We start from the raw sequence: 19,222 nt of genomic DNA on the forward strand, positions 1-19,222 counted from the left end.
CACATCAAACTCACCCCCGGCGGCGGCCTGACCTCCTGGATGGACAAGGCAGGCGACACCGCACCGGACCCGCAGCCCGCGCCCGACGACGACGTGCAGCCCGACCCGCAGCCCACCCCCGACGACGAGGTCCGGCCCGACCCCCGGCCGACCCCCGACGACCACGTGACACCCGACGAGCACAAGCCGGCGCCGGACACCGACCACACAACTCCCGACAGCCCCGCGGCCCCGCTCCCGGCCGTCGTCCCGGCCGCCTGATCAACCCCAGTCCCCGGCAGGGTGAGCACCATCCGGAGTGAGGGACGCGCTCACCCGGTCCCCCACACACGCCCTGCCGGGCCCCAATCCCAGCTCAGCCCTCATCCCAGCCCCAGCCCCAGCCCCCAGCCCCGGAAAGGTCCCTCCCGGCTGTGTCCGCGCGAGTCCGAGCCCTCCTGATCGTCGTCGCCGCCCTCGCCGCGAGCGTGCTGCCCACCGTCGCCGCGTTCGCCGACCCGCCCCACGTGCCTGCGACCGTGCCGCACAGCACGCCCCGCGAAGAGATCCAGCCCGCCACCAACATCGCAGGCCAGATCGCCCGCCGCACCGCCGAACGCTCGACCGGAAAGCCCCTCGGCCTCCTCCCCGACCAGGCCGCCCACCCGGTCACCCTCAAAACGCCGGTGACGTGACCAGCAAGAAGGCCCCTGAGTACTCCAGGCGAAGCCCGGGCCCTACCCCTACGACCGGTCCGCGGGCCCGAACCGGGTCAGTACCCGCTCGGCCGGAACACGGGGCGCAGCAGCATCAGCCTGAGCGCTATCCCGCCATGATTTCGTGCGAAAGTCCGCATTCGCCCCTATCCGCCGTACCCGGTACGCACTTACCTGGTCCGTGCGGCAAGCACTCTCCGCCGAAACGGCAGCGACGCACAGGGGGAACCATGAGCAACGCTGAGTTCGGACCCGGCTCGCCGGGGGCGAGGATCTACCGGAACATGGCGTGGACGTCCGGGAACGGCCGGGCCATGCTGCGCATGCAGGAGGACGGCGGCTTCGTCCTGTACAGGGACGGCAAGCCGGTATGGCAGGGCGAAGGCGCCCAGCCCTACGGCCAGTACGCGGTCATCCAGCCCGACGGCAACCTGGTCGTCTACGCCGAGGGCGACAAGCCGGTCTGGGCATCCAACACCAACGGAAAGAACGGCGCGGTCCTGGTCGTCCAGGACGACTGCAACGTCTGCCTCTACCACCAGGGCACCGTCATCTGGGCCACCAAGACCACCGGCTGAGTTCCAGCGGGCGACCGCCGGAATCATCCACGGCCTGCAGCCGGAACGGGACCACCCCCCGATCCGGCTGCAGGTGACGACTGTCCGCGGGCGCCGCCGGATCCGGCGGGCCAGTAGTCCACAGGACTCAACGGTGTACGGTGCCGTGCCGGGCCTGATGTTCCGCACGGCCGCGCTGCTTTTCGCGCTGCCCTTCGGCCCGCAGACGCTCGTTGCCCAGGACGATGCCGTCCGTCTCCTTCTTGCGCCCGATCACCTGTCGGATCGTTGCCTTCACCCAGTTCATGTGCCATCACCCTTCTCGTCGAACCGGCCGGTCGGCCTTCGCAGCTCCCGGGTTTCCCGATTGCGGCTCTCGATGCAGGGACTTTGGCCCTGTGGCTGTTCGCCGTGCGCTGCCGTCCGTGTGCTCAGCAGATGTCGATGACGGCTTTGCCCGGCACGCGGCGGCCTGCCAGTTCGGCGGCTGCTCGTGCCACCTGCGTCCAGTCGGTGCGCAGCGCCACTTGGGGGTCCAGCTCGCCGCGGGCGGTCAGGGAGGCGAGCCAGGTGAGGTCGGCGCCCAGTCCTGCGGCATCGTCCAGCAGGTAGTAGGTGGCGATCTGGCGGTTGTGGCGATGGTCGTTGCCGAAGAGGGCTCCGTAGGGGAACTGTTCGCCGTCCCCGGAGATGTGCCCCGCGGCGACCAGCACGCCGTGATCGGCCAGGGCGCCGTGCGCGGCGACCATGTGGGCGCCGCCGACCAGTTCGACCACACCGTGGACGGGCTGGAGGTCCCCGAGCGCGGCAAGGTCGGTGACGACCTCGTGGGCGCCGAGTGCGTGCAGCGCGTCCGCCTTCGCCGGATCGCTGGTCACCGCGGTGACATGCGCGCCGCCCCGGGCCGCGAGCTGCAGGGTGAAGCGGCCTACGCCGCCGCCCGCGCCGGTCACCAGGACGCGCCGCCCCAGGATCGGGCCGATGCGGTGCAGGGCACGCAGGGCCGTTCCCGCGGCGACCGGCAGCGTGCTGATCGGGCCGAGGTCGGCCCCCTGGGGCACGGTGCCGATGAAAGCGGTGTCCACGGCGCGCAGTTCGGCCCAGGCGCCGTCGGCCCCCACGGTGACGACGGGGGTGCCGGCCGCGGGGCCGGAGCCGTCGGCGGCTGCCCGGACCACGACGCCCGCGGCGTCCCAGCCGGGCACCGTACCGGCGTCGCCCTCGGGGACCACGTGGTGGACCTCGCCGGCGTTGAGGGAGAAGGAGTGGACCCGCACCAGGGCCTGGTGGGCGGCGGGTTCGGGGTCGGCGACCGCGGCAAGCGCAAGGTGTCCGGGGGCCGAGTGATCAATCGTGAGTGCCTTCATGGCGAGACATAGTGCCACTGAGTGGCATCTGGCAACAAGAGGCAATCGCGGTTGGTAGGCTGCCCCTCGTGGAGAGAGATCTGAAGGAACTGCCGCTGCGCGAGCGCAAGAAGCTGCGGACCCGCCAAGCTCTGGTCGACACGGCCCTGGAGCTGTTCACCGCGCGGGACTTCGCCGCGGTCACACTCGACGAGATCGTCGATGCGGTGGAGGTCTCCAAGCGCACCTTCTTCAGGACGTTCACCTCGAAGGAAGATGTGGCCCTGGCCCCGGAGAAAGAACTGTGGGCCGCCTACCTCGCCCTCATCGAAGCCCGGCCACTGATCGGCGAGCACCTGCTCGGCGCCTACAAGGACGCACTGTTCGCGGCGCTGGAGCAGATGACGGACGGATGGGAGCAGCGCTTCCTTGCCAGCCGCAGCCTGGCGGACCGCACCCCCGCCCTGACCGCACACAGCCTGCGCCACTGCTCGGAGGTCTCTGCGAGCATCGTGCACATCACGGCGGACCGGCTGGCCGGCCTGTCCCCCGGCCGCACGGAACTGCGCCTGCTGCTCGACCTCCTGCTGGCCGCCTGGCACTGCGCACTGGACGCCTGGACCTCAACGGAGTCCGCGCGCCAGGACCGCGCGGCACTCATCCGGCACATGCACACCGCCTTCGCCGCCATCCCCGCGGTCGCGGCCCTGGCAGCACAGGATTAGGGCTAACGGCGGAGTTCCGACGCCGGCCCCATCACGATGACCGGCCGTTGCCGCGGGTCAAGGTGTCGCAACAGCTGGCTCATCTGGGGGCGCGGGAGGGCGATGCAGCCCTTGGTGGGACCTCCGTGATCCACATGGACCCACACTCCCCCGCCCTTCTCAAGGCCGAGCGGGCGCACCTTGTCCAGCGGAGAGACTCCTGACCGCCGGTTGTAGTCGATCGCCACGACATGGTCGAAAGAACCGGCAAGCGACTCGCCGTAGTAGCCGACCCCCGGTTCGTAGAATTCCTCGTCCTGGTCGTAGGGCAGCCGCGTGCCGGGGTTGGGCAGAAGACCGCCCGCGTCGCCGATCCTGAACACTCCGATGGGAGTGCGCAGATCCCCCACCCGGTGAGCACCGGTCCAGCCGAGCACTGCGTTGCGGGCCCGCCACGGCCCTGCCGTGCGCTGCCAACTGGCGGAATGCTTCCTCGTATAGAGCACGGCGCCGGAGGTGTCGGACCCTGATCTGCCGGTGACCACGAGGGCCTGTTGTGTCTCGGGCCCGATCTGGGCCTGCGTGGCCGGTCCCAGGCCGGGAATGCGCAGGGCGGCGCCGCCGTCCCTGTCGCGCAGCGGGCGCCCGTCGGACGGCACGCGCGAGGCAGCGGCGGAAGGACCGGGACCGGGCGAAGGGGCGGTATGGGTGTTTGCACACCCGAGCAGGAGGAGACAACTGGCGCAGGCAAACGCACGCCAGTAACGGCTATGGGCTGTGGGGCGCATGATCTGTGTCCTTTGAGAGCCACCGTGCTCTGCCCGGCATGGCTGACGGTTCGACGGCGAATCCGGCGACGATCCCATCCCGTGCGGCCGGGTTCTTTGCAAACGCTGCCGACTAAGACGTTCGTGTCTCCTTGCTCCCTCGCTCGTGGTCCCCACTTCTCTTCCCCGAACGGGTTGCGCCGTGGCGTAATCTCGCGAATTTGCTGCGATTGGCTGCACCCTCAGCGCCTCGGTGCCGACCAGCGCAGGGTCGACGGCCCTGCTGACTGCCCGTCAAACCAGCGGTGGCCGCCGCATCCAGCCGCTGACGATGTCCGCCGTCATCAGCCGCCGACGATGTCCGTGAACCGCTGGGTGTTGATGTTTCCTCCGGAGGCGATGATGCCGATCCGCCGGGGGCGGTCTTCGACACGTCCTGCCAGGAGTGCGGCCAGGGCGGTGGCGCCACTGGGTTCCAGGACGATCTTGAGGCGTTCGAAGGCGAAGCGCATGGCGTCCCGGATCTCGTCGTCGTCCACGAGAACAACGCCGTCCACGAGCTGCTGGTTGATGGCGAAGGTGATCTCGCCGGGAGTGGAAATGGCCTGCCCGTCGGCCAGCGTCCGCGGCACGGGGATGGTGATGCGCTCGCCCGCCTCCAGGGAGCGCTTGGTGTCGTCGCCGGTGGCGGGTTCGACACCGACAACGCTGATGCCGGGGTACAGGGTCTTGGCGGTGACGGCGCTGCCCGCCATCAGGCCCCCGCCTCCGACGGGAGCGATGAGGGTGCCCAGTTCCCCGGTCTCCTCCAGGAGTTCGAGGGCTGCGGCGCCCTGGCCCGCGATGACGTGCGGGTGGTCGTAGGGAGGGATGAGCGCCAGGCCGCGTTCGGCGGCGAGTGCTTCGCCGAGCGCGGTGCGGTCCTGGGTGTAGCGGTCGTAGGTGACCACTTCGGCTCCGTAGCCGACGGTGGCCTCCGTCTTCGACTGCGGGGCATCCTCGGGCATCAGGATGACGGCGCTGGTGCCAAGCTCCCGGGCGGCCAGTGCGGTGGCCTGGGCGTGGTTGCCCGAGGAATAGGCGGCGATGCCCTTGGCCAGCTGCTCCGGGGGCAGCTGCGCGGCGGCGTTGTACGCACCGCGCAGCTTGAAGGCACCGGCTCGCTGGAAGTTCTCGCACTTGATGAACACCTCGGCGCCGACCAGGGTGTTGAGGGTGCGAGAGGTCAGCACGGGAGTGCGGTGGACGATGCCCCGGAGACGTGCGGCGGCCGCACGGACGTCGTCGAAGGTCACGGGCAAGGCGGCAGTCATGAGGGTCCTCACGTGAGTCGGGACTGAGGGCGGGTCAGGCGCGGCAGGGCGAAGGGGTGGTCCTGACGACTGGTCACCAACCGCTGATGCGCTGCCATGTGGCCTGGACGGCGGGCGCGCCGTTCGTGGGCTGCATGCTGTCGATGACGTGGTAGGCGCGGTGCTGGGCGGCGGTGGCGCAGGCATGATTGGGCAGGATGCGCAGCCGGGTGCCGACCGGCAGGTCGGGCAGGGTGGTCCCGTCGCGGGCGGTGAGGGTGCCGTGCTCCTGGCTGGCCGCGCTCACGAGCAGGTCCGGGATCGGGTTTCCGGCCAGATCCAGGACGAGGCCGTAGCCCTGGTCCCGGGTCTGGGCGGCGGTGCCGCGGTCGCGGGACATGGCCATCCAGCCGCCGTCGGTGAGGATCCAGCCGTACTCGGGACGGTGGCCGATGACGGTGACGACCACCGACAGGGCGAGGTCTTCGAGCCGGCAGACGTCCAGGCCGGCCATGACCAGGTCGAAGAAGACGTAGTTGCCGGCGCGCAGTTCGGTGACACCGGTGAGGTCTTCTGCCGCATGGGCGGTCGGCGTGGAGCCGACGCTGACGTTGGTGACGGGCAAACCGGCCGCGCGCAGTCGCCGCGCCGCGGTGACCGCGGTGTCGCGTTCGTTCTCGGCTGCCAGGCGCTGGTCTTGTGGGGTGTAGGCGAAGTAGGACTCGCCCGCGTGGGTCAGGACGCCGTCGAGGCAGCCGGCCTCGTGCAGGATCCGGCCGATGTCGGTGAGTTCGGGGGCGTCGGGCTTGAGACCGCCGCGGTGGCCGTCGCAGTCGATCTCGATCTGCGTGGGGATGGCCAGGCCCGCTGCACGGGCGGCGTCGGCGACAAAGACGGCCTGTTCGCGGCTGTCGAGCAGAACGCGCAGGGTCACGCCACGGCGCAGCAGCGCGATCACGCGGGGCAGCTTGTGCGGGTCGATGCCGACGGCGTACGTGATGTCGCTGTAGCCGCCGTCCGCGAAGGCCTCGGCCTCGGCCAGCGTGGAGGTGGTGACGGGGAAGGGCGCGCCGCCGTGCATCAGGGCGGCGACGTCGAGGCTCTTGGCCGTCTTGAGGTGCGGGCGCAGGGTGACCCCGAGCCGCTCGGCCCGGCTCGCCAGCCGTTCGATGTTGCGCCGGGACTTGTGTACGTCGACGACGGCGAACGGGGTGTCGGGGTCGGCCAGTGTCATCTCAGGGGCAAGGAGCGGGGTGGCGTGCACAGGGTTACGTCCCTCTTCGGCAGGGCGGGGTGACGGGGTGAGGCGGCACGGGGTGGTCAGTCGAGGGCGGCAATGGCGTGCACCTCCACCGCGGACCCGTAGTGCAACTCTTTGGCGCCGGCGACGGCCCGGGCGGGCCTGCTCGCGCCGAGCCAGTCCGCATACAGCCGGTCGAAGGCAGGCCAGTTGCTGATGTCGGTCACATGGACGGTGACCGAGAGCAGCCGCTCGCGGCTGGCGCCTGCCGTGGCCAGGCAGGCATCGAGGTTGCTGAGGACCTGCCGCACCTGGACGTCGAACGGCTCGTCGGCCAGGCGGGCCCCCTCGGGCGTCACGGGCAGCTGACCGGAAATGTAGGCCACGCCGCGGTGGGTGGCGATGTGCGAGTAGTGGCCGGCGGGCGCGGTCAGTTGTGCGCTGTCGAGGGCGGTGATCGCGCCCCTGTCGGCCGTACGCGGGCGGTGGCCCCCCCCCAAGCCCCCTGGGCCCCCTGGGTCCCCCGTGGTGTCCTCAACTGCGGTCATCGTCTCGCCTTGCGTAGGTATAGACGCTGGCCCGGGAGATGCCCAGGAGGTCGCCGATGGTCTGGGCGGCGTTGCGTGTGTCGAAGTAGCCGTCCTCGTGCAGGCGGCGCACGAGGTCCTTCTTCGCCTCCCGCGGCAGGGCCCGCGGGGTGGTGGAACGCTCGGCGGCCGTGGTCTCGATGACTTCGCGCAGTTCCCGGCGGCTTCGGTCGCTCAGCTTCTCGAGGTGGGCGTCGCGGGTGTCGGGATCGGTGGCGACCAGGTTCGAGAGAGTCAGTGTGATGGGCGAGAGCGTGGAGATGTCCAGGTTCAGGCACAGGGCAGCGATGTACTGCCCGGCAGCGTTCTTGATCCCGATCGAGGTGCTCTTCGCGGGACGTCCGTCGGGGAACTGGTTGGCGTAGTTCTGGATGACGCTGGGGTATTGCGGGTCCCTGATGCGGGCCAGCCCCAACTCTGTTGCCGATTGGCCCACCTGACGTCCCGACAGGTTGTTCTCGATGAAGCGGATGGCATGATCCGGGTCACGCAGATCGTGCAGCACGACCTCGCAGATGCCGGGGAACATGCGGCCCAGTGCCTGGGCGATCTTCTCGGCTTCGGCCAGGAGGTGCGCGTCTTCCTGCACCGCGGCTGCCCCCGGCTCGGATGGCTGCGCGCCCCTCTGCTGCACGGCATCCCGCCCGCTCGCCTGACTCCGGCCGTCCGACGTCATCGCCCGCTCCCGGTGCGTGGTGTGCTCACTTGGGCTCGCTCCTTGCTTCGGGCTTCCGGCTTCCGTCCAGCTCCCGCGCAGCCGCTCGCGCTCGGGCGAGGCGGGTGCCTGCCCGCACGCCGCCGCGCGGGGCGAAGCCAGAAGCCCGACGACTTTTCGTCTACTTCTACACAGACAATCTATCTACCTTTAGAGTTTCCGTCCAGAGCCGCATCCCGGCATGCACGACGACCGGGCCGGGCGAAGGGCGTCCGGACGGAGCCACCACTCCCCCCGGCCCGGTCAGCCGTACATCGCCACGCGGTACAGAGCCGCAAGCGCCTCGTCGATGGGATGGGGCTGCGGCCTGCCGGAGGAGTCGAGCCTGTTCCACCTCTGGAGGTTGACCGCGACCGCCATCTGCCGCTTGCCGTCGGCACGGGTCATGGCCAGCGCTCCACCGCCCCAGACCGTGCCACCATGACCCCAGAAGGTGGCCTCTCCGGGGCCCCCCTCCGGGTACAGGCCGAGGCCGTACTCGATCGTCTTGCCCTCCTGTGAGATGACCGGGCCCGTGCGTTGCATCTGCGCCAGCGACGACGGGCTGACGATCTCCCCGGCCAGCAGCAAGCCGTAGAAGCGGTTGAGGTCCGCGACAGTCGATATCAGCGAGGCCGACGGCCCCACCCACGACATGTCGAAGACGCTGTAGTCGCGCGGCGGGTCGATCATGCCGAACCACGCCTCGTAGAGCTGTGAGTGCGGCCCGTTGACGTACGGCCCGGTGGGGAGTTCGGTGTCCCGGAGCCCGGCCCGCTCGATGACGTTGCGGGTGATGCAGCGCTCGGCGGTGGTGCCGGTCACCTGTTCCAGGAGTTGGACGAGGAGCAGGTAGTTGGTGTTGGAGTACAGCCCCGGAGTGCCGCCCGGGGTACCGACGGCAGGTGCGGCGACCCCCATCTCGATCAGTTCGACGGGGTCGAACCGCGTGAATCGGTGGTCGTCCATGCTCTGGGGCCCGGTGCCCGCGAGGGCGGGGAACGCCTTGAGGGAGGGGTAGGCGTACGGGAGGTACTCGGCGAGGCCGCTGGTGTGGTTGATCAGCATCCGGACCGTGATCGCGTCACCGCGTTGTCCGGGAACCAGCTTCGGGAGGTAGCGGCCGATCGGCGCGTCGAGACCGACCTGACCGCTCTCGACCTGCTGCAGGACCGCTGCGGCGGTGAAGGTCTTGGTGATGCTGCCGACGCGGTGGCGCATGTCGGCGGTGACGGGGCGGCCGGTGGCGACATCGGCGACCCCGGCGGCGCCGCGCCAGACCTCGTCGCCGTCCCGCACCTCGGCGAACAGGCCCGGCATTCCGGCCAGGTGGACGTTTTCGATGGCGGCGTACAGCGCCGCGGAATCCAGTGGGTTCTTCACGTCATTGCATCCTTTCGTGTTTCCCGGGGTGAGCTCCGCATCGGTCGCCTGACCGGGACAACAGGGCACGAGTGGCACGCCGGCCCGCCCGGCATACCCATGTCCTCATTATGCACGCGGTGCGTGCAACACCAAGTGCACAGGTAGGATGAGATCCGGCGAGAGGAGCAAAATGGCAGGCCGAAGGCGTTGGTCAACCGAAGAGATCCTGGACGCGGCGGCGGAGCTGCTGCGCACGAGCGACGCGGATTCGTTCAGCGTGCGCAAGCTGGCCGCGGCCCTCGGGACCGATTCCTCCAGCCTCTACCGGCACTTCCGCAGCAAGACCGAACTGCTGCGCGCGGTCGCCGACCGGATCCTCCTGGCGTCCATGGACGGCTACCGCCCCGAGGGCGACTGGAAGCAGCGCATCACCGCCCTGGCCCTGCGCGTGAGAGAGGCCTTCGGCCAGCAGCCACAGCTCGCCGCGGTCTGGGGACGTTACGCGTCAGGCGGCACCGGTTCGCGGCTGGTGATGGAAGAGGTACTGCAGGCTCTGCGCACCTCGGGACTGCCCGACGAGGAGATCCCGGCGCGCTACCACCGGCTCGCGGTCCTCATCGCCGCGCTGGTCGCCTCCGAGGCCGGGGTCAGCACCGTCACCCCCGAAGAGTACGAACAGGGCATGGAACTGTTCCGCGTCGCGGTGCTCGGCGCCGACCCCGAACACTTCCCGGCCCTGGCCCACTTCGCCCGCGACGTCCGCCCCCTGGGGGCGGACCGCCGCGCCGCGTTCGAAGAGATCCTCGCCGCCCAACTCGCCCACATCGAGGCCGCAATCAGCCCGAACTGACGGACCGGCTGGGGAGTGTCGGCGATCGGGCAGCAAGGAAGTCGGCCAACGGGTCCGCAGACTCGGGGCTTTTCAGCGCTGAAGCTCCGAAGGCAGCTCCACCCAGCGGCGCGGCGCGCGGCGATCCACCGCGGCCCCGGCGTCGCTGATGCGCAGTCCTGCCGCCGCGCCGGCGTACGCGAGGGTGTCGGCTCCGTAGGGGAAACCGTGCTGTCGCTGCCAGAAGCGGAAGTGCCAGTAGGCGGGCGGATCCGACTCGGTCGGCGACAAACCGATCTCCTCGTGCGCGACAACCTCGCCGTTCCGGGCCAGCGTCCCGAAGGTGCCGCCCTTGGGGTTGAAGTAGATGCCGTACGCGGCGGTGCCTGCCGATATCGCCTCCAGCACGGCGTTGTCGCTGGGCATGTATCCCTCTTGTGTGATGACGCAGCCACCGGGTGCGCCGGGCACGCTGCTGACCCCCACATGGCGGAGGCATCCTTCATGGTCCGTCAGGTCGAACGGCGCGTGCTCAAGGTCTGCCGTCGGGCACAGCGCGGGGTCAGCGCCCAGGCGCCGGATCACCTCCTGCTCGCTCAGCCCGCGCACGAAGCAGATGCCGAGGCCTTCGGTCCACAGCTCTCGCTCGCCAAAAGCGGCAATGAGCGCGTCCGCTTCCCGGAAGGCTGTGGCCTCTTCGGCCGGCAGCTCCACCGCCCCGGGCAGTTCCGCGACCAGCGGCGCGAGCGAGGTGGTCAGCAGCAGCCGGCCCGGCGACCAGGGACCGATCTGCGGTGTCCACGCATCGGCCCCCGCGGTGAGCAGAGCACGGACGCTGTCCTCGTCCGCGGTGCAGGCGGCGTACCACAGTGGTGTGTGTTCCTCGTCGTCGTGCGGGTCGGCCTCCGCGCCATGGGCCAGGAGCACCGCGACCGCTTCCGCTGCCCCGCGCTCGGCTGCCTGGTGCAGCGCGGTCGACCCCTGTCCTTCGATGTAGGCGTTGGGCGGTGCGCCCGCGTCGAGTCGGGCCCGGATCACCGCCGGGTCTCCCCAGTCCCCGTAGGCCACCCGTGCCCAGTCGGCTCGCGGCGCATAGCGCAGCCGTTCCTCTTCCTGACGGCGCAGCATCGTGCGCTGGCGCCCCGTCAGCGGTGGCGCGAGGAAGCCGGGCGCTCCGCTCATTTCGAACGTGGCGAAGGACCCCGGTTGCTCCGCCGGCTCCGGTGGTTCAAGGCCCGGCCACACCTCGAGGACCCGCGCCGACGCGGCATGCAACGCGGTGATGTCGATCGCGGTGCGCGTCTCGGTGATGCCCTCGTCCGGCCACTCGACGATCAGATGCGCTTCGCCGGGCGGGGGAAGTTCCGCCAGATACAGGTCGACGTCGGTCTTGAAGAGGGAACGGCGGGACTGATGCAGGCCGGGATCCAGCGGGATCAGGCCGACGGCCTGGTCACTGATCGCCGTGCGCTCCATTCCGTCTGACTGGGTCCACTGCACGGCTCGTTGCGCCTTGGGGTCCAGTGAAGTCACCCGTCGGCCGTCGCAGGACAGCAGTCCGACCCTGAGCCCGGACTGCCGCCCTCCCTCCGCGCCGGACCAGCGGGCCCTGCGGAAGACCGACAGATGCAGGGTCGCCGCGTTCGGCCACAGCGACCATCCCGTCAGCACCACCCGGGCGTGTGCCCCGGCACCGGCCACCGCCAACTGCGAGTGCAGCACGGGTGCAAACCAGTCGACGGGCGGCTGGTGGCGCGCGGCGTCCGTTCCCGGCGGGCTCAGGCGGACCAACGCGGTGCGCTCCGCGGCCGGTTCCTCCGGTAATACCAGATCGTCGAAGAATCCCATGCGCCGAGCGTGGCAGACAGCACTGACATCGCCTGTGCCCCGCCGGCGCATGGGCCAGGACGTGGGCTACTGCGGCGGGTGGAGCTTGCGGAAGTAGGTCCAGCTGGTCTCGTTCGGCTCGCTCCACTTCTTCGGGGCCTCGGCGAACTCCGGGTGGTGGTCGGCGATGTAGGCACGGGTGCGCTCGGGGACCTCGGCGTACGAGCCGAGCTTGCGGCCCCGGCAGTGATACGTGAGCCCGCCGGGCCGCTGGCCGCGGGCCATCCACGGCAGCCACGGGGACATCCGGGTCCACGACATGGTGGCCGGAACACTGGGCGCCGGGCCGTCCAGGTCGGCGCGGTCGGCGAAGAACTGGAAGAGCTCAAGAGCCTTGTACGTATCACCGGCCGAGTGAACGGGGTACTCGGCCACCGGCAGCGGTGAAGGGTATGCCAAGGGGATCTCCAGGCTGAAACAGACCTGCCCGCCGAGATCGGTCGTCGGAATCGGGAAAGGGCGCCACTTCTGGTTCGCCGGGTCGTTCCAGACGTGCACCACCGGCAGGTCCTGCCAGGTCTCCAGGATCTCGCGCGTGACGGGGTCCAGGTAGAAGGCGGCCTCACGGGTGAGCAGTTGGTAGGCGTCCGGGCCGGCTTCGGTGTCCTGGACCAGGCGGGCGACGTTCAGTCCTTCGAAGCCGAAGAGGCGCTGGTAGGGCTCATCGGGGGCCCAGGAGTACACATCTCCGGACCACCAGTAGGTGACCTCCTCACCGTCCAGCGAGGCTCGGGTACGGGCGAAGGAGCGGAGCAGCTCTGCAGGTGTCGTCATAGGGACTACTTTGCGCGACTCCCGTCTCGACCGGGCGGGAAACGCTGCGGCCGCAGCCTCACTCCGCTGTACGCCGCGTCCAGGCTGTCACCGCCGTGTCATGCTGGGGCCCGCCGAAGACGGGGGATCACATGGCGGGGAACGCCGATGGTGTGGCCGGGCTCGATGCACGGCCCTGGTACGCCGCCAACGAGGCCCTGGCATTCCTGCTCGAACTCGCCGCGCTGGGCTTCTTGAGCTGGTGGGGATTTGGCGCAGGTCACGAGGGCGCCCTACGGCTCCTGCTCGGTGTGGGAACGCCTCTGCTGGCCATCGTGCTCTGGGCGTTGTTCGCCGCGCCCCGTGCGCGACTGCGACCGCGCCTTCCGTTCGTCCTGGTAGTCAAAGCACTGGTGCTCGGCGGAGGCGCCGCCGCCCTGTACGCGGTGGGCCACTCCGTGGCTGCGGGGATCGTGGCAGTGGTGACGGTGCTCAACACGGCAGTGGCCGAAGCCTTTCGTACCGTCCCGCCGGCGGCCGTGGCATCGACCGGGCCCCTCGGGTCAGACGACCACGATTGAGCGCCGGCGGAAGCCGGGGAACTGCCGCCGGCTTGTCAGCGGGGGCGGCGGATACGGATCGGGCCACGGGCCTTGGCCGGGTCGACGCGGCGACCCGACTGGGTGATTTCCACCTCGCCTGCGCTCACCAGCCGCCTGGCCACGCGGCGGGTCGGTTCCATCAGCTCGCGCCAGCCGTCGCCGTCCCCGTCGTACGCCGCCCGCGCGGCATCGGACGGGCAGATCGACGCGGTCGGGCCACGATGCTCCAGCAGGTCCAGAATGGCTCGCTCCAGGCGCCGATCCCTCTGCCGCTCGGTCTCCGTCACTCTCCCAGTGTCGCACCGGCGATCACAGGAAGCAGGACATCAGCCTCCGCGCCGATCCCCCGGGAGGTCACATCCCGGCGCGGCTGGGAACGGTGTCCGGGGCACGGGCGGTGAGGAGCAGCTGGGCGGCTCCCGGGCCGATGACGTGATCGCCGTCTGCTGCGGACCGGTCGGTGGCCGGCTGATCGCGTCGTGCGGACGCAGGGCGGAGATCGGCCGGACCGTCACCGCGAGGGGGTTGCGTCACGGCCGGGCTCCTCGGCGCCAGCGCTCGGGATCGATCCGGCCCGCGTACAGGGGGAGTTCGAGCGGTGGCTGGTCGTCCGCGAACGGGTCCCACACGCGGGTGAGGCCCTCGGTTCCCCGCGTGCGCACCCGGCGGGCCTCGGCGAGGTCGAGCACGTCCGTGAGGATCTCTTCCTGGCCCGGCCCGGCCTCGGCGCGCGTGTGTCCCTCGGGGTCTACGACGATGCTGCGCCCGACGCCGTCCGGCGCGGCCGCGTTGAGGCTCGCCATGAACACCTGGTTCACGATCGCGTTGGCCTGTGCGAGGACGACTTCCTGGGCGCGGTCGACGGTGGGTGTGCGCACCAGGTTCAGTACGAGGTCGGCGCCCTGCCATGCCAGATGGCGGGTGGTTTCGGGGAACCAGGCGTCGTAGCAGATCGTCATTCCCACGCGTCCGTAGTCCTCCATGTCGAAGACCACGAAGCGACTGCCGGACGCGGTGGTCTCGTAGGGCCGCCACGGGAAGATCTTGCGGTACTCCGCGACTCGTTCGCCCGCGGGCGAGTAGACGGGGGCCGTGTTGTAGATGCGGCCGTCCGCGCCCTCCTCGTACACCGTGCCGGGCACGAGCCAGATGCCCAGTTCGTGTGCGAGGGAGGCCAGTTGGGTGCCGCGGGGGCCGTCCAGGGGCTGGGCCGCGGCGGTCATGACCGCCTCCGGGTCCTCGCCCGCCTTGTGACCGCACAGGTGCAGTTCTGGATACGCCAGCAGCCGGACCTCGGGGTGCGCCGCGACGGCTCGGCGGACGTCCGCGGCAAACGCGTCCAGGTCGTCGGCGGCGTGATGGCGCGCGGCCGTCTGGACCAGGCCGATCGGCAGGGGAATCGTCGTCATCGCAGGGGCAGCCTTCCGCGCAGGGTGTATCCGGGGGTGCGGACGAGCCAATCAGTGCGTCTTTCACGGGACAAGATCCCCTCCCCCAGTGGCAGCCACAGGAAAACCCAGTGAGTCCGCAATGCCGGAGTGGGGCTTGCCGCAAGGCTCCCGTCAGCAGCGGATCACAGGTCCAGGACAAGGCGCGGGCCCGCCGCACGCGAGACGCAGATGAACATCGTGTCGTTGCCCGCCTGCTCCGCGGGGGTGAGGAGGGAGTCGCGGTGGTCCACCCGGCCGTCGAGGACCGCGGTCTCGCAGGTGCCGCACGTGCCCTCGTGGCACGAGGACAGGACGGGCACGCCCGCTGCCTCGACACTCTCAAGGACGCTCTTGTCCGGCGGGACGCTCACCGTGATGCCGGTGCGGGAGAGTTCCACCTCGAAAGAGGCGGCGGGGGCGTCGTCCGCCTGCTCCCTCGGCGTGAAGCGCTCCAGATGCAGCGTGCCCTGCGGCCAGGAGGCACAGCGCCGTTCGACCGCGTCGAGGAGCGGCCCTGGACCGCAGCAGTAGACGAGGGTGTCGGCGGCGGGGCTGCCGAGCAGTCCGTCCAGGTCGAGCAGGCCGCTCTCGTCCTGGGGGCGCAGGTCAACCCGCTGAGGATGGTCCCTGGCCAGCTGCCCGGTGAAGGCCATGGTGGCGCGGCTGCGTCCGCCGTACACCAGCCGCCAGTCGGCTCCCTGCCGGTCGGCTGCGGCGATCATCGGCAGGATCGGGGTGATGCCGATGCCGCCCGCGAGGAACAGGTAGCGCGGGGAGGCGGCCAGTCGGAAATGGTTGCGGGGGCCGCTCACCCGGACCGTGTCGCCCTCGGCCAGCGTGTGGTGCACGTACGCGGAGCCGCCCCGGCTCTCCGGCTCGTGCAGCACGGCCACTTGGAGGCGGGAGGTGTCCTGCGGGTTTCCGCACAGCGAGTACTGCCGTACGAGGCCAGGGCCCAGCATCAGGTCGATGTGAGCGCCCGGGCTCCACGCGGGCAGCCGCTCGCCGGATGGATGGGTCAGGGTGAGCCGGACGACGCCTTCGGCGAGGGGCTCCTTGTGCGCCAGGGTCAGGTCGAGTTCGTCCCCGGTGCGTGGCGGGCTGGTGGCATTCATGGTGATGATCTCTTTCCGGGCCGTGCGGCTTCAGGTTTCCGGGCCGGGGCGGCTTCAGGCGAAATCCGCCTGCCGAGGCTGAGGGGCGGGCGCGGGAGCAGGGGCGGCCTGCGGGCCGGGACCGGGGTGGTGGTCCTCGGGGTGGCCCGTGAGCCAGTCCCACAACACCACCGGGTCCTCGAACTCCCGCTGCGCACCGCAGTGGCAGACAGCGAGGAGCCGGTCGGTGCCAAGCACCCAGTGGATGCGGTAGACGTCCTCGCCGGAGAGGACGGGTGGGTGCAGCGGGTTCACCGGGTGCAGTGGGATAACCGGGTGCAGCGGATTCACGGTGCCACCACCCGGCCGTCCCGCGCCGCGGTTTCCTCCCGGGCCAGGCGAGCGAGGATGCGGCGGGCGGCGAGCCCGCCCGTGTCGATGTTGATGCTCAGTTCCTGATAGCCGGCCTGCTCGGTGTCCAGGGACTTCTGCAGCACGTTGAGGGCCACGACGTCCTGCATGACCACCGTGTGGTTGTTGCCGTGCAGGAAAGTGGACACGTCCTGGTCTTCGATGGCGAAGTCGCGGGCCACTGCCCAGAAGTCGTACGTGGTCTTCTCCGTCGACGGGGTGATGGCGTAGACGACCTCCACGTGGAAGGCGTACGGGTCGCTGCCGTCCGGGTTCGGCCCGGGGGCGCCGGCGGGCGCGATGCGCGAGTGCAGCAGATAGAGACATGGTGCGTGGTATTCGATGTCCTGCCAGCGGCTGATGCGGCCCGCGATGCCCGTGGACTTGGCGTAGAACGGCGGACATTCCGCGTCGTCCATGTGGCGGCTGACGTGCACGATGCCGGCCGTGTCGTCGACCTCGGTGGTGATGGGCGTCGCGGCCACCTCCGGTGTGCCGATGTAACCGCCGTGCAGATACGTCTCGTGCGACAGGTCCATGAGGTTGTCGACGAGCAGGCCGTAGTCGGCGTCGATCGGCTCCATGCCCGACACCACGGTGTACTGCGGCGAGTCCATCCACGGGGCGCGGGGCGGCGGGGTGTGACCGGGTTCGCGGTCGCCGATCCATACCCAGACGAAGGAGTCCTGCTCGATCACCGGGTACGTTTTCAGGCGCGCCGTGCGCGGGCTGCGCTGCTGGCCGGGTACGAAGACGCAGCCGCCGTCGGTGTCGTAGGTGAAGCCGTGGTAGCCGCACACCACCCGGTCTCCGTCCAGCCGGGTCGGCGCCTGCGACAGCGGGAAGCGGCGGTGCACACAGCGCTCGGACATGGCCACCGCCCTGCCGTCCTGCGTGCGGTACAGCAGGATCGGCTCGCCCAGCACGGTGCGGCCGAGCAGCTCGCGCCCGACCTCGCGGCCGTAGGCAGCGACGTACCACTGATTGCGTACGAAAGCAGTCATGATCTGTCCCTTCGGGGAGGAGCGGTGCGGCGTGTGCGTTCGCGTGCGCGTGCGGCTGACGGGATGGGCGCGAGTGCCTGCGCCGCCCGTGGGCAGCGGCTTGGTGCGGGTGGCGCGCGGAGCGGGTGGTCACCGGCGGCCGTGAGAGCCCGTCAGGCAGGTGCGGCCCCGGCGGATCGCATCGGGGACGTCGACCGGTGCGCTCCATCGTGGGCTCGGCGCCCCCGGGTCACCAGGGGGCTTTCCGGATGCCGGGAAACATCTGTCTCCGGCCCGTCAAGTCCCGTCCGCACAGGGCGCGGGGCGCAGGGCGCAGGGCGCAGTCGGCATCGCGCAGGACCCAGGCGCGGCGTTGGCGCGGTGCGGATCGCAGAGCTACGGCGTGGTCATGGCGCGGGAGATCGCCCGGGCGCTCGTGCGGACGAGGTGGGCGAGGCTGTGCGCGGAGGCGGTGCCGTGCCGGACCACCAGGGACACCGAGGCGATCACCGTGCTGCCGCGGTACACCGGTGCGGCGACCGACACGGCGTCCATCGTGACCTGGCGGTCGCTGATCGCGTAGCCATTGGTCCGCACCTCGGCCAGCATGCGCCGCAGCACGCCCGGATCGGTGACGGTGTCCGGCGTGAACCGTTCGAGGGGGCCCGCGAGCGCCTGCTGCTGTACCTCGGCCGGGGCGTGCGCCAGCAGCACCAGGCCCACACCGGTGGCCGTGAGGGCGAAACGCCCGCCCACCCGCGTCAGTACGGGCACTGCGCCGGACCCCGCGATGCGCTCGACGAAGACGACCTCCGTGCCCTCGCGCACCGCAAGCTGCACGTTCTCGCGGGTGACGTGGGAGAGGTCCTCCAGGAACGGCAGGGCACTCTCGCGCAGGCCCTGTCCGCGCGGCGCGAGGGAGGCGACTTCCCACAGGCGCAACCCGACGCGGTAGCGCCCGTTGTCCCCGCGTTCCAGGGCTCCCCAGGTGAGGAGTTCGCCGAGCATCCGGTGCACGGTTGACACCGGAAGGCCGGAGCGCCGCGACAGCTCGCTCAGCGTCATCTCCGGGCACTTCGCGCTGAACGCGCCGAGGATCTGCAGGGCGCGTCCCAGGACGGGCCCGGTGCCCGACGCGGAGCCGCGGCGTCGGGACTTCGGGGCGCCTCCGCCGTCAGCCGCCGGTGACAACCTCTCGCCGGCCTTCCGCGGCTCGTGTGCGAGCGAGTCTGCCAAAGCGCCCTCACCGGGTGAATGTGTCCAAAGCTGTGGCGGCCAGTGTGCAAGAAGGTTGCGGTCACGTCGAGACGTCGGCTGCTCCGGGCCGCCGGTCCCGTCTAGGGGTACGTCAGGGGGTCGGCCTGAGGTAACTGAGAGCGAGCCGGGTGAGCTCCTTGAGGAACTGTTCCCTGGGGATGGGCGGCCGGTCGAGCAGGTAGCGCACGGTGAGGTGCTCGACGGTGCGCACCAGCATCCACACCGCCGTGTCGAGAGGGGTGTCCGGGCGCAGATTCTGACGCTGTGTCATCAGATAGGCGAGAACCAGCTCACCGATGCGCTGCTCGAAGGCCCGCAGCGCCCGGCCGTCGTCGAGCCGGGGGCCGTGCTCGACCGCCACGCGCAGGAAGGGCGGCTCCACGTCGAGCCCGTCGACGAGCGCGGCGAGCGTGGCTTGGATGATCACGGGCGCGGGCTGGTCGAACTGATCGGTCATCCGGGCGGTGACGCGGGAGACCAGTGTGTCGCTGTAGCGTTCCAGTACCGCCGAGACGATGGCGTCCTTGTGCGGAAAGTACTGGTAGAGCGAACCGAGGCTGATCTCTGCTGTTGCCGCGATGCGGCTGGTCGACGCGCCTTCGTAGCCGTGCTCGGCCAGGACGTGCCGGGCGGCGTCGAGGATGCGCTCCACCATCGCCCGCGACCGGTCCTGGCGGGGTGTTCTGCGCGGGGAAACGCGAGAGGTCGTGGCACTCCGCGTGTTCCGGC

At 70.5% G+C, this 19,222-nt stretch carries 23 protein-coding genes and 1 pseudogene; 6 read left to right on the forward strand and 18 right to left on the reverse strand.

Translation table 11 applies throughout. The features are described from left to right. The 3 genes and pseudogenes from ACWFR3_RS39435 to ACWFR3_RS39445 form a co-directional block, all read left to right on the forward strand. A pseudogene (locus ACWFR3_RS39435) lies at positions 1-261 on the forward strand (hypothetical protein); the annotation flags it as partial. Between the two features lie 152 nt (positions 262-413). Continuing rightward, complete coding sequence (locus ACWFR3_RS39440; RefSeq protein ID WP_453739518.1) at positions 414-674, forward strand: hypothetical protein; 261 nt, start codon at positions 414-416, stop codon at positions 672-674. 251 nt (positions 675-925) lie between these two features. Then, the gene (locus tag ACWFR3_RS39445; protein WP_453739519.1) at positions 926-1,273 is read left to right on the forward strand and encodes a hypothetical protein; all 348 of its coding nucleotides are present in this window, start codon (positions 926-928) and stop codon (positions 1,271-1,273) included. Positions 1,274-1,400: 127 nt separating this feature from the next. On the opposite strand, the gene ACWFR3_RS39450 is transcribed toward ACWFR3_RS39445, so the two are convergent. Both ACWFR3_RS39450 and ACWFR3_RS39455 read right to left on the reverse strand, forming a co-directional pair. Continuing rightward, positions 1,401-1,559 carry a CsbD family protein gene (locus ACWFR3_RS39450; protein WP_453739520.1) on the reverse strand — a complete coding sequence of 53 codons (159 nt, stop codon included), beginning with the start codon at positions 1,557-1,559 and terminating at the stop codon, positions 1,401-1,403. A gap of 124 nt (positions 1,560-1,683) precedes the next feature. Beyond that, positions 1,684-2,619, reverse strand: coding sequence for a zinc-binding dehydrogenase (locus tag ACWFR3_RS39455; RefSeq protein ID WP_453739521.1), 936 nt, complete (start codon positions 2,617-2,619; stop codon positions 1,684-1,686). Positions 2,620-2,687: 68 nt separating this feature from the next. Here ACWFR3_RS39455 and ACWFR3_RS39460 point away from each other — a divergent pair, with 68 nt between their 5' ends. Further along, a complete protein-coding gene (locus ACWFR3_RS39460) occupies positions 2,688-3,323 on the forward strand; it encodes a TetR/AcrR family transcriptional regulator (protein WP_453739522.1) in 636 nt (211 codons plus the stop codon). 2 nt (positions 3,324-3,325) lie between these two features. On the opposite strand, the gene ACWFR3_RS39465 is transcribed toward ACWFR3_RS39460, so the two are convergent. From ACWFR3_RS39465 to ACWFR3_RS39490, 6 genes are all read right to left on the reverse strand, one after another. Next, complete coding sequence (locus ACWFR3_RS39465) at positions 3,326-3,961, reverse strand: L,D-transpeptidase family protein (RefSeq protein ID WP_453739523.1); 636 nt, start codon at positions 3,959-3,961, stop codon at positions 3,326-3,328. Between the two features lie 452 nt (positions 3,962-4,413). Beyond that, positions 4,414-5,382: a pyridoxal-phosphate dependent enzyme gene (locus tag ACWFR3_RS39470; protein ID WP_453739524.1), complete on the reverse strand. Its 969-nt coding sequence runs from the start codon at positions 5,380-5,382 to the stop codon at positions 4,414-4,416. A gap of 73 nt (positions 5,383-5,455) precedes the next feature. Next, positions 5,456-6,595 carry a DSD1 family PLP-dependent enzyme gene (locus ACWFR3_RS39475; protein ID WP_453739553.1) on the reverse strand — a complete coding sequence of 380 codons (1,140 nt, stop codon included), beginning with the start codon at positions 6,593-6,595 and terminating at the stop codon, positions 5,456-5,458. Between the two features lie 86 nt (positions 6,596-6,681). Beyond that, the gene (locus ACWFR3_RS39480; RefSeq protein WP_453739525.1) at positions 6,682-7,101 is read right to left on the reverse strand and encodes a RidA family protein; all 420 of its coding nucleotides are present in this window, start codon (positions 7,099-7,101) and stop codon (positions 6,682-6,684) included. A gap of 34 nt (positions 7,102-7,135) precedes the next feature. Beyond that, positions 7,136-7,864 carry a helix-turn-helix transcriptional regulator gene (locus ACWFR3_RS39485; protein WP_453739526.1) on the reverse strand — a complete coding sequence of 243 codons (729 nt, stop codon included), beginning with the start codon at positions 7,862-7,864 and terminating at the stop codon, positions 7,136-7,138. A gap of 282 nt (positions 7,865-8,146) precedes the next feature. Then, the gene (locus ACWFR3_RS39490) at positions 8,147-9,265 is read right to left on the reverse strand and encodes a serine hydrolase domain-containing protein (RefSeq protein ID WP_453739527.1); all 1,119 of its coding nucleotides are present in this window, start codon (positions 9,263-9,265) and stop codon (positions 8,147-8,149) included. Positions 9,266-9,437: 172 nt separating this feature from the next. Here ACWFR3_RS39490 and ACWFR3_RS39495 point away from each other — a divergent pair, with 172 nt between their 5' ends. Continuing rightward, a complete protein-coding gene (locus tag ACWFR3_RS39495; RefSeq protein ID WP_453739528.1) occupies positions 9,438-10,097 on the forward strand; it encodes a TetR/AcrR family transcriptional regulator in 660 nt (219 codons plus the stop codon). Between the two features lie 72 nt (positions 10,098-10,169). Here the strand turns inward: ACWFR3_RS39495 and ACWFR3_RS39500 are convergent, their stop codons facing one another. Together ACWFR3_RS39500 and ACWFR3_RS39505 are read right to left on the reverse strand one after the other, a co-directional pair. Then, positions 10,170-11,924, reverse strand: a complete 1,755-nt coding sequence (locus ACWFR3_RS39500) for an ankyrin repeat domain-containing protein (RefSeq protein ID WP_453739529.1) — start codon at positions 11,922-11,924, stop codon at positions 10,170-10,172. Positions 11,925-11,990: 66 nt separating this feature from the next. Beyond that, positions 11,991-12,737, reverse strand: a complete 747-nt coding sequence (locus tag ACWFR3_RS39505) for a DUF1838 family protein (protein WP_453739530.1) — start codon at positions 12,735-12,737, stop codon at positions 11,991-11,993. Positions 12,738-12,868: 131 nt separating this feature from the next. Between ACWFR3_RS39505 and ACWFR3_RS39510 the strand changes: the two genes are divergently transcribed. Beyond that, positions 12,869-13,297: a YrdB family protein gene (locus ACWFR3_RS39510; RefSeq protein ID WP_453739531.1), complete on the forward strand. Its 429-nt coding sequence runs from the start codon at positions 12,869-12,871 to the stop codon at positions 13,295-13,297. 35 nt (positions 13,298-13,332) lie between these two features. On the opposite strand, the gene ACWFR3_RS39515 is transcribed toward ACWFR3_RS39510, so the two are convergent. The 8 genes from ACWFR3_RS39515 to ACWFR3_RS39550 form a co-directional block, all read right to left on the reverse strand. Then, on the reverse strand, positions 13,333-13,605 hold the full coding sequence (locus ACWFR3_RS39515) for a DUF3253 domain-containing protein (protein ID WP_453739532.1): 273 nt from the start codon (positions 13,603-13,605) through the stop codon (positions 13,333-13,335). Positions 13,606-13,672: 67 nt separating this feature from the next. Then, positions 13,673-13,852, reverse strand: coding sequence for a hypothetical protein (locus tag ACWFR3_RS39520; protein ID WP_453739533.1), 180 nt, complete (start codon positions 13,850-13,852; stop codon positions 13,673-13,675). Further along, positions 13,849-14,727 (reverse strand): carbon-nitrogen hydrolase family protein, encoded by an 879-nt coding sequence (locus tag ACWFR3_RS39525; protein WP_453739534.1) that lies wholly within the window; start codon positions 14,725-14,727, stop codon positions 13,849-13,851. Before ACWFR3_RS39525 ends, ACWFR3_RS39520 begins: the two co-directional genes overlap by 4 nt. A 164-nt stretch (positions 14,728-14,891) precedes the next feature. Then, on the reverse strand, positions 14,892-15,863 hold the full coding sequence (locus tag ACWFR3_RS39530) for a PDR/VanB family oxidoreductase (RefSeq protein ID WP_453739535.1): 972 nt from the start codon (positions 15,861-15,863) through the stop codon (positions 14,892-14,894). A 54-nt stretch (positions 15,864-15,917) separates the two neighbouring features. Then, complete coding sequence (locus ACWFR3_RS39535) at positions 15,918-16,157, reverse strand: hypothetical protein (protein WP_453739536.1); 240 nt, start codon at positions 16,155-16,157, stop codon at positions 15,918-15,920. A gap of 32 nt (positions 16,158-16,189) precedes the next feature. Then, a complete protein-coding gene (locus ACWFR3_RS39540) occupies positions 16,190-17,257 on the reverse strand; it encodes a Rieske 2Fe-2S domain-containing protein (RefSeq protein WP_453739537.1) in 1,068 nt (355 codons plus the stop codon). 375 nt (positions 17,258-17,632) lie between these two features. Beyond that, a complete protein-coding gene (locus ACWFR3_RS39545) occupies positions 17,633-18,472 on the reverse strand; it encodes an IclR family transcriptional regulator (RefSeq protein WP_453739538.1) in 840 nt (279 codons plus the stop codon). A 112-nt stretch (positions 18,473-18,584) separates the two neighbouring features. Next, the gene (locus ACWFR3_RS39550) at positions 18,585-19,148 is read right to left on the reverse strand and encodes a TetR/AcrR family transcriptional regulator (RefSeq protein ID WP_453739539.1); all 564 of its coding nucleotides are present in this window, start codon (positions 19,146-19,148) and stop codon (positions 18,585-18,587) included. Between the last annotated feature and the right edge of the window lie 74 nt (positions 19,149-19,222).

This window comes from Streptomyces sp. NPDC055189 (assembly GCF_053606765.1).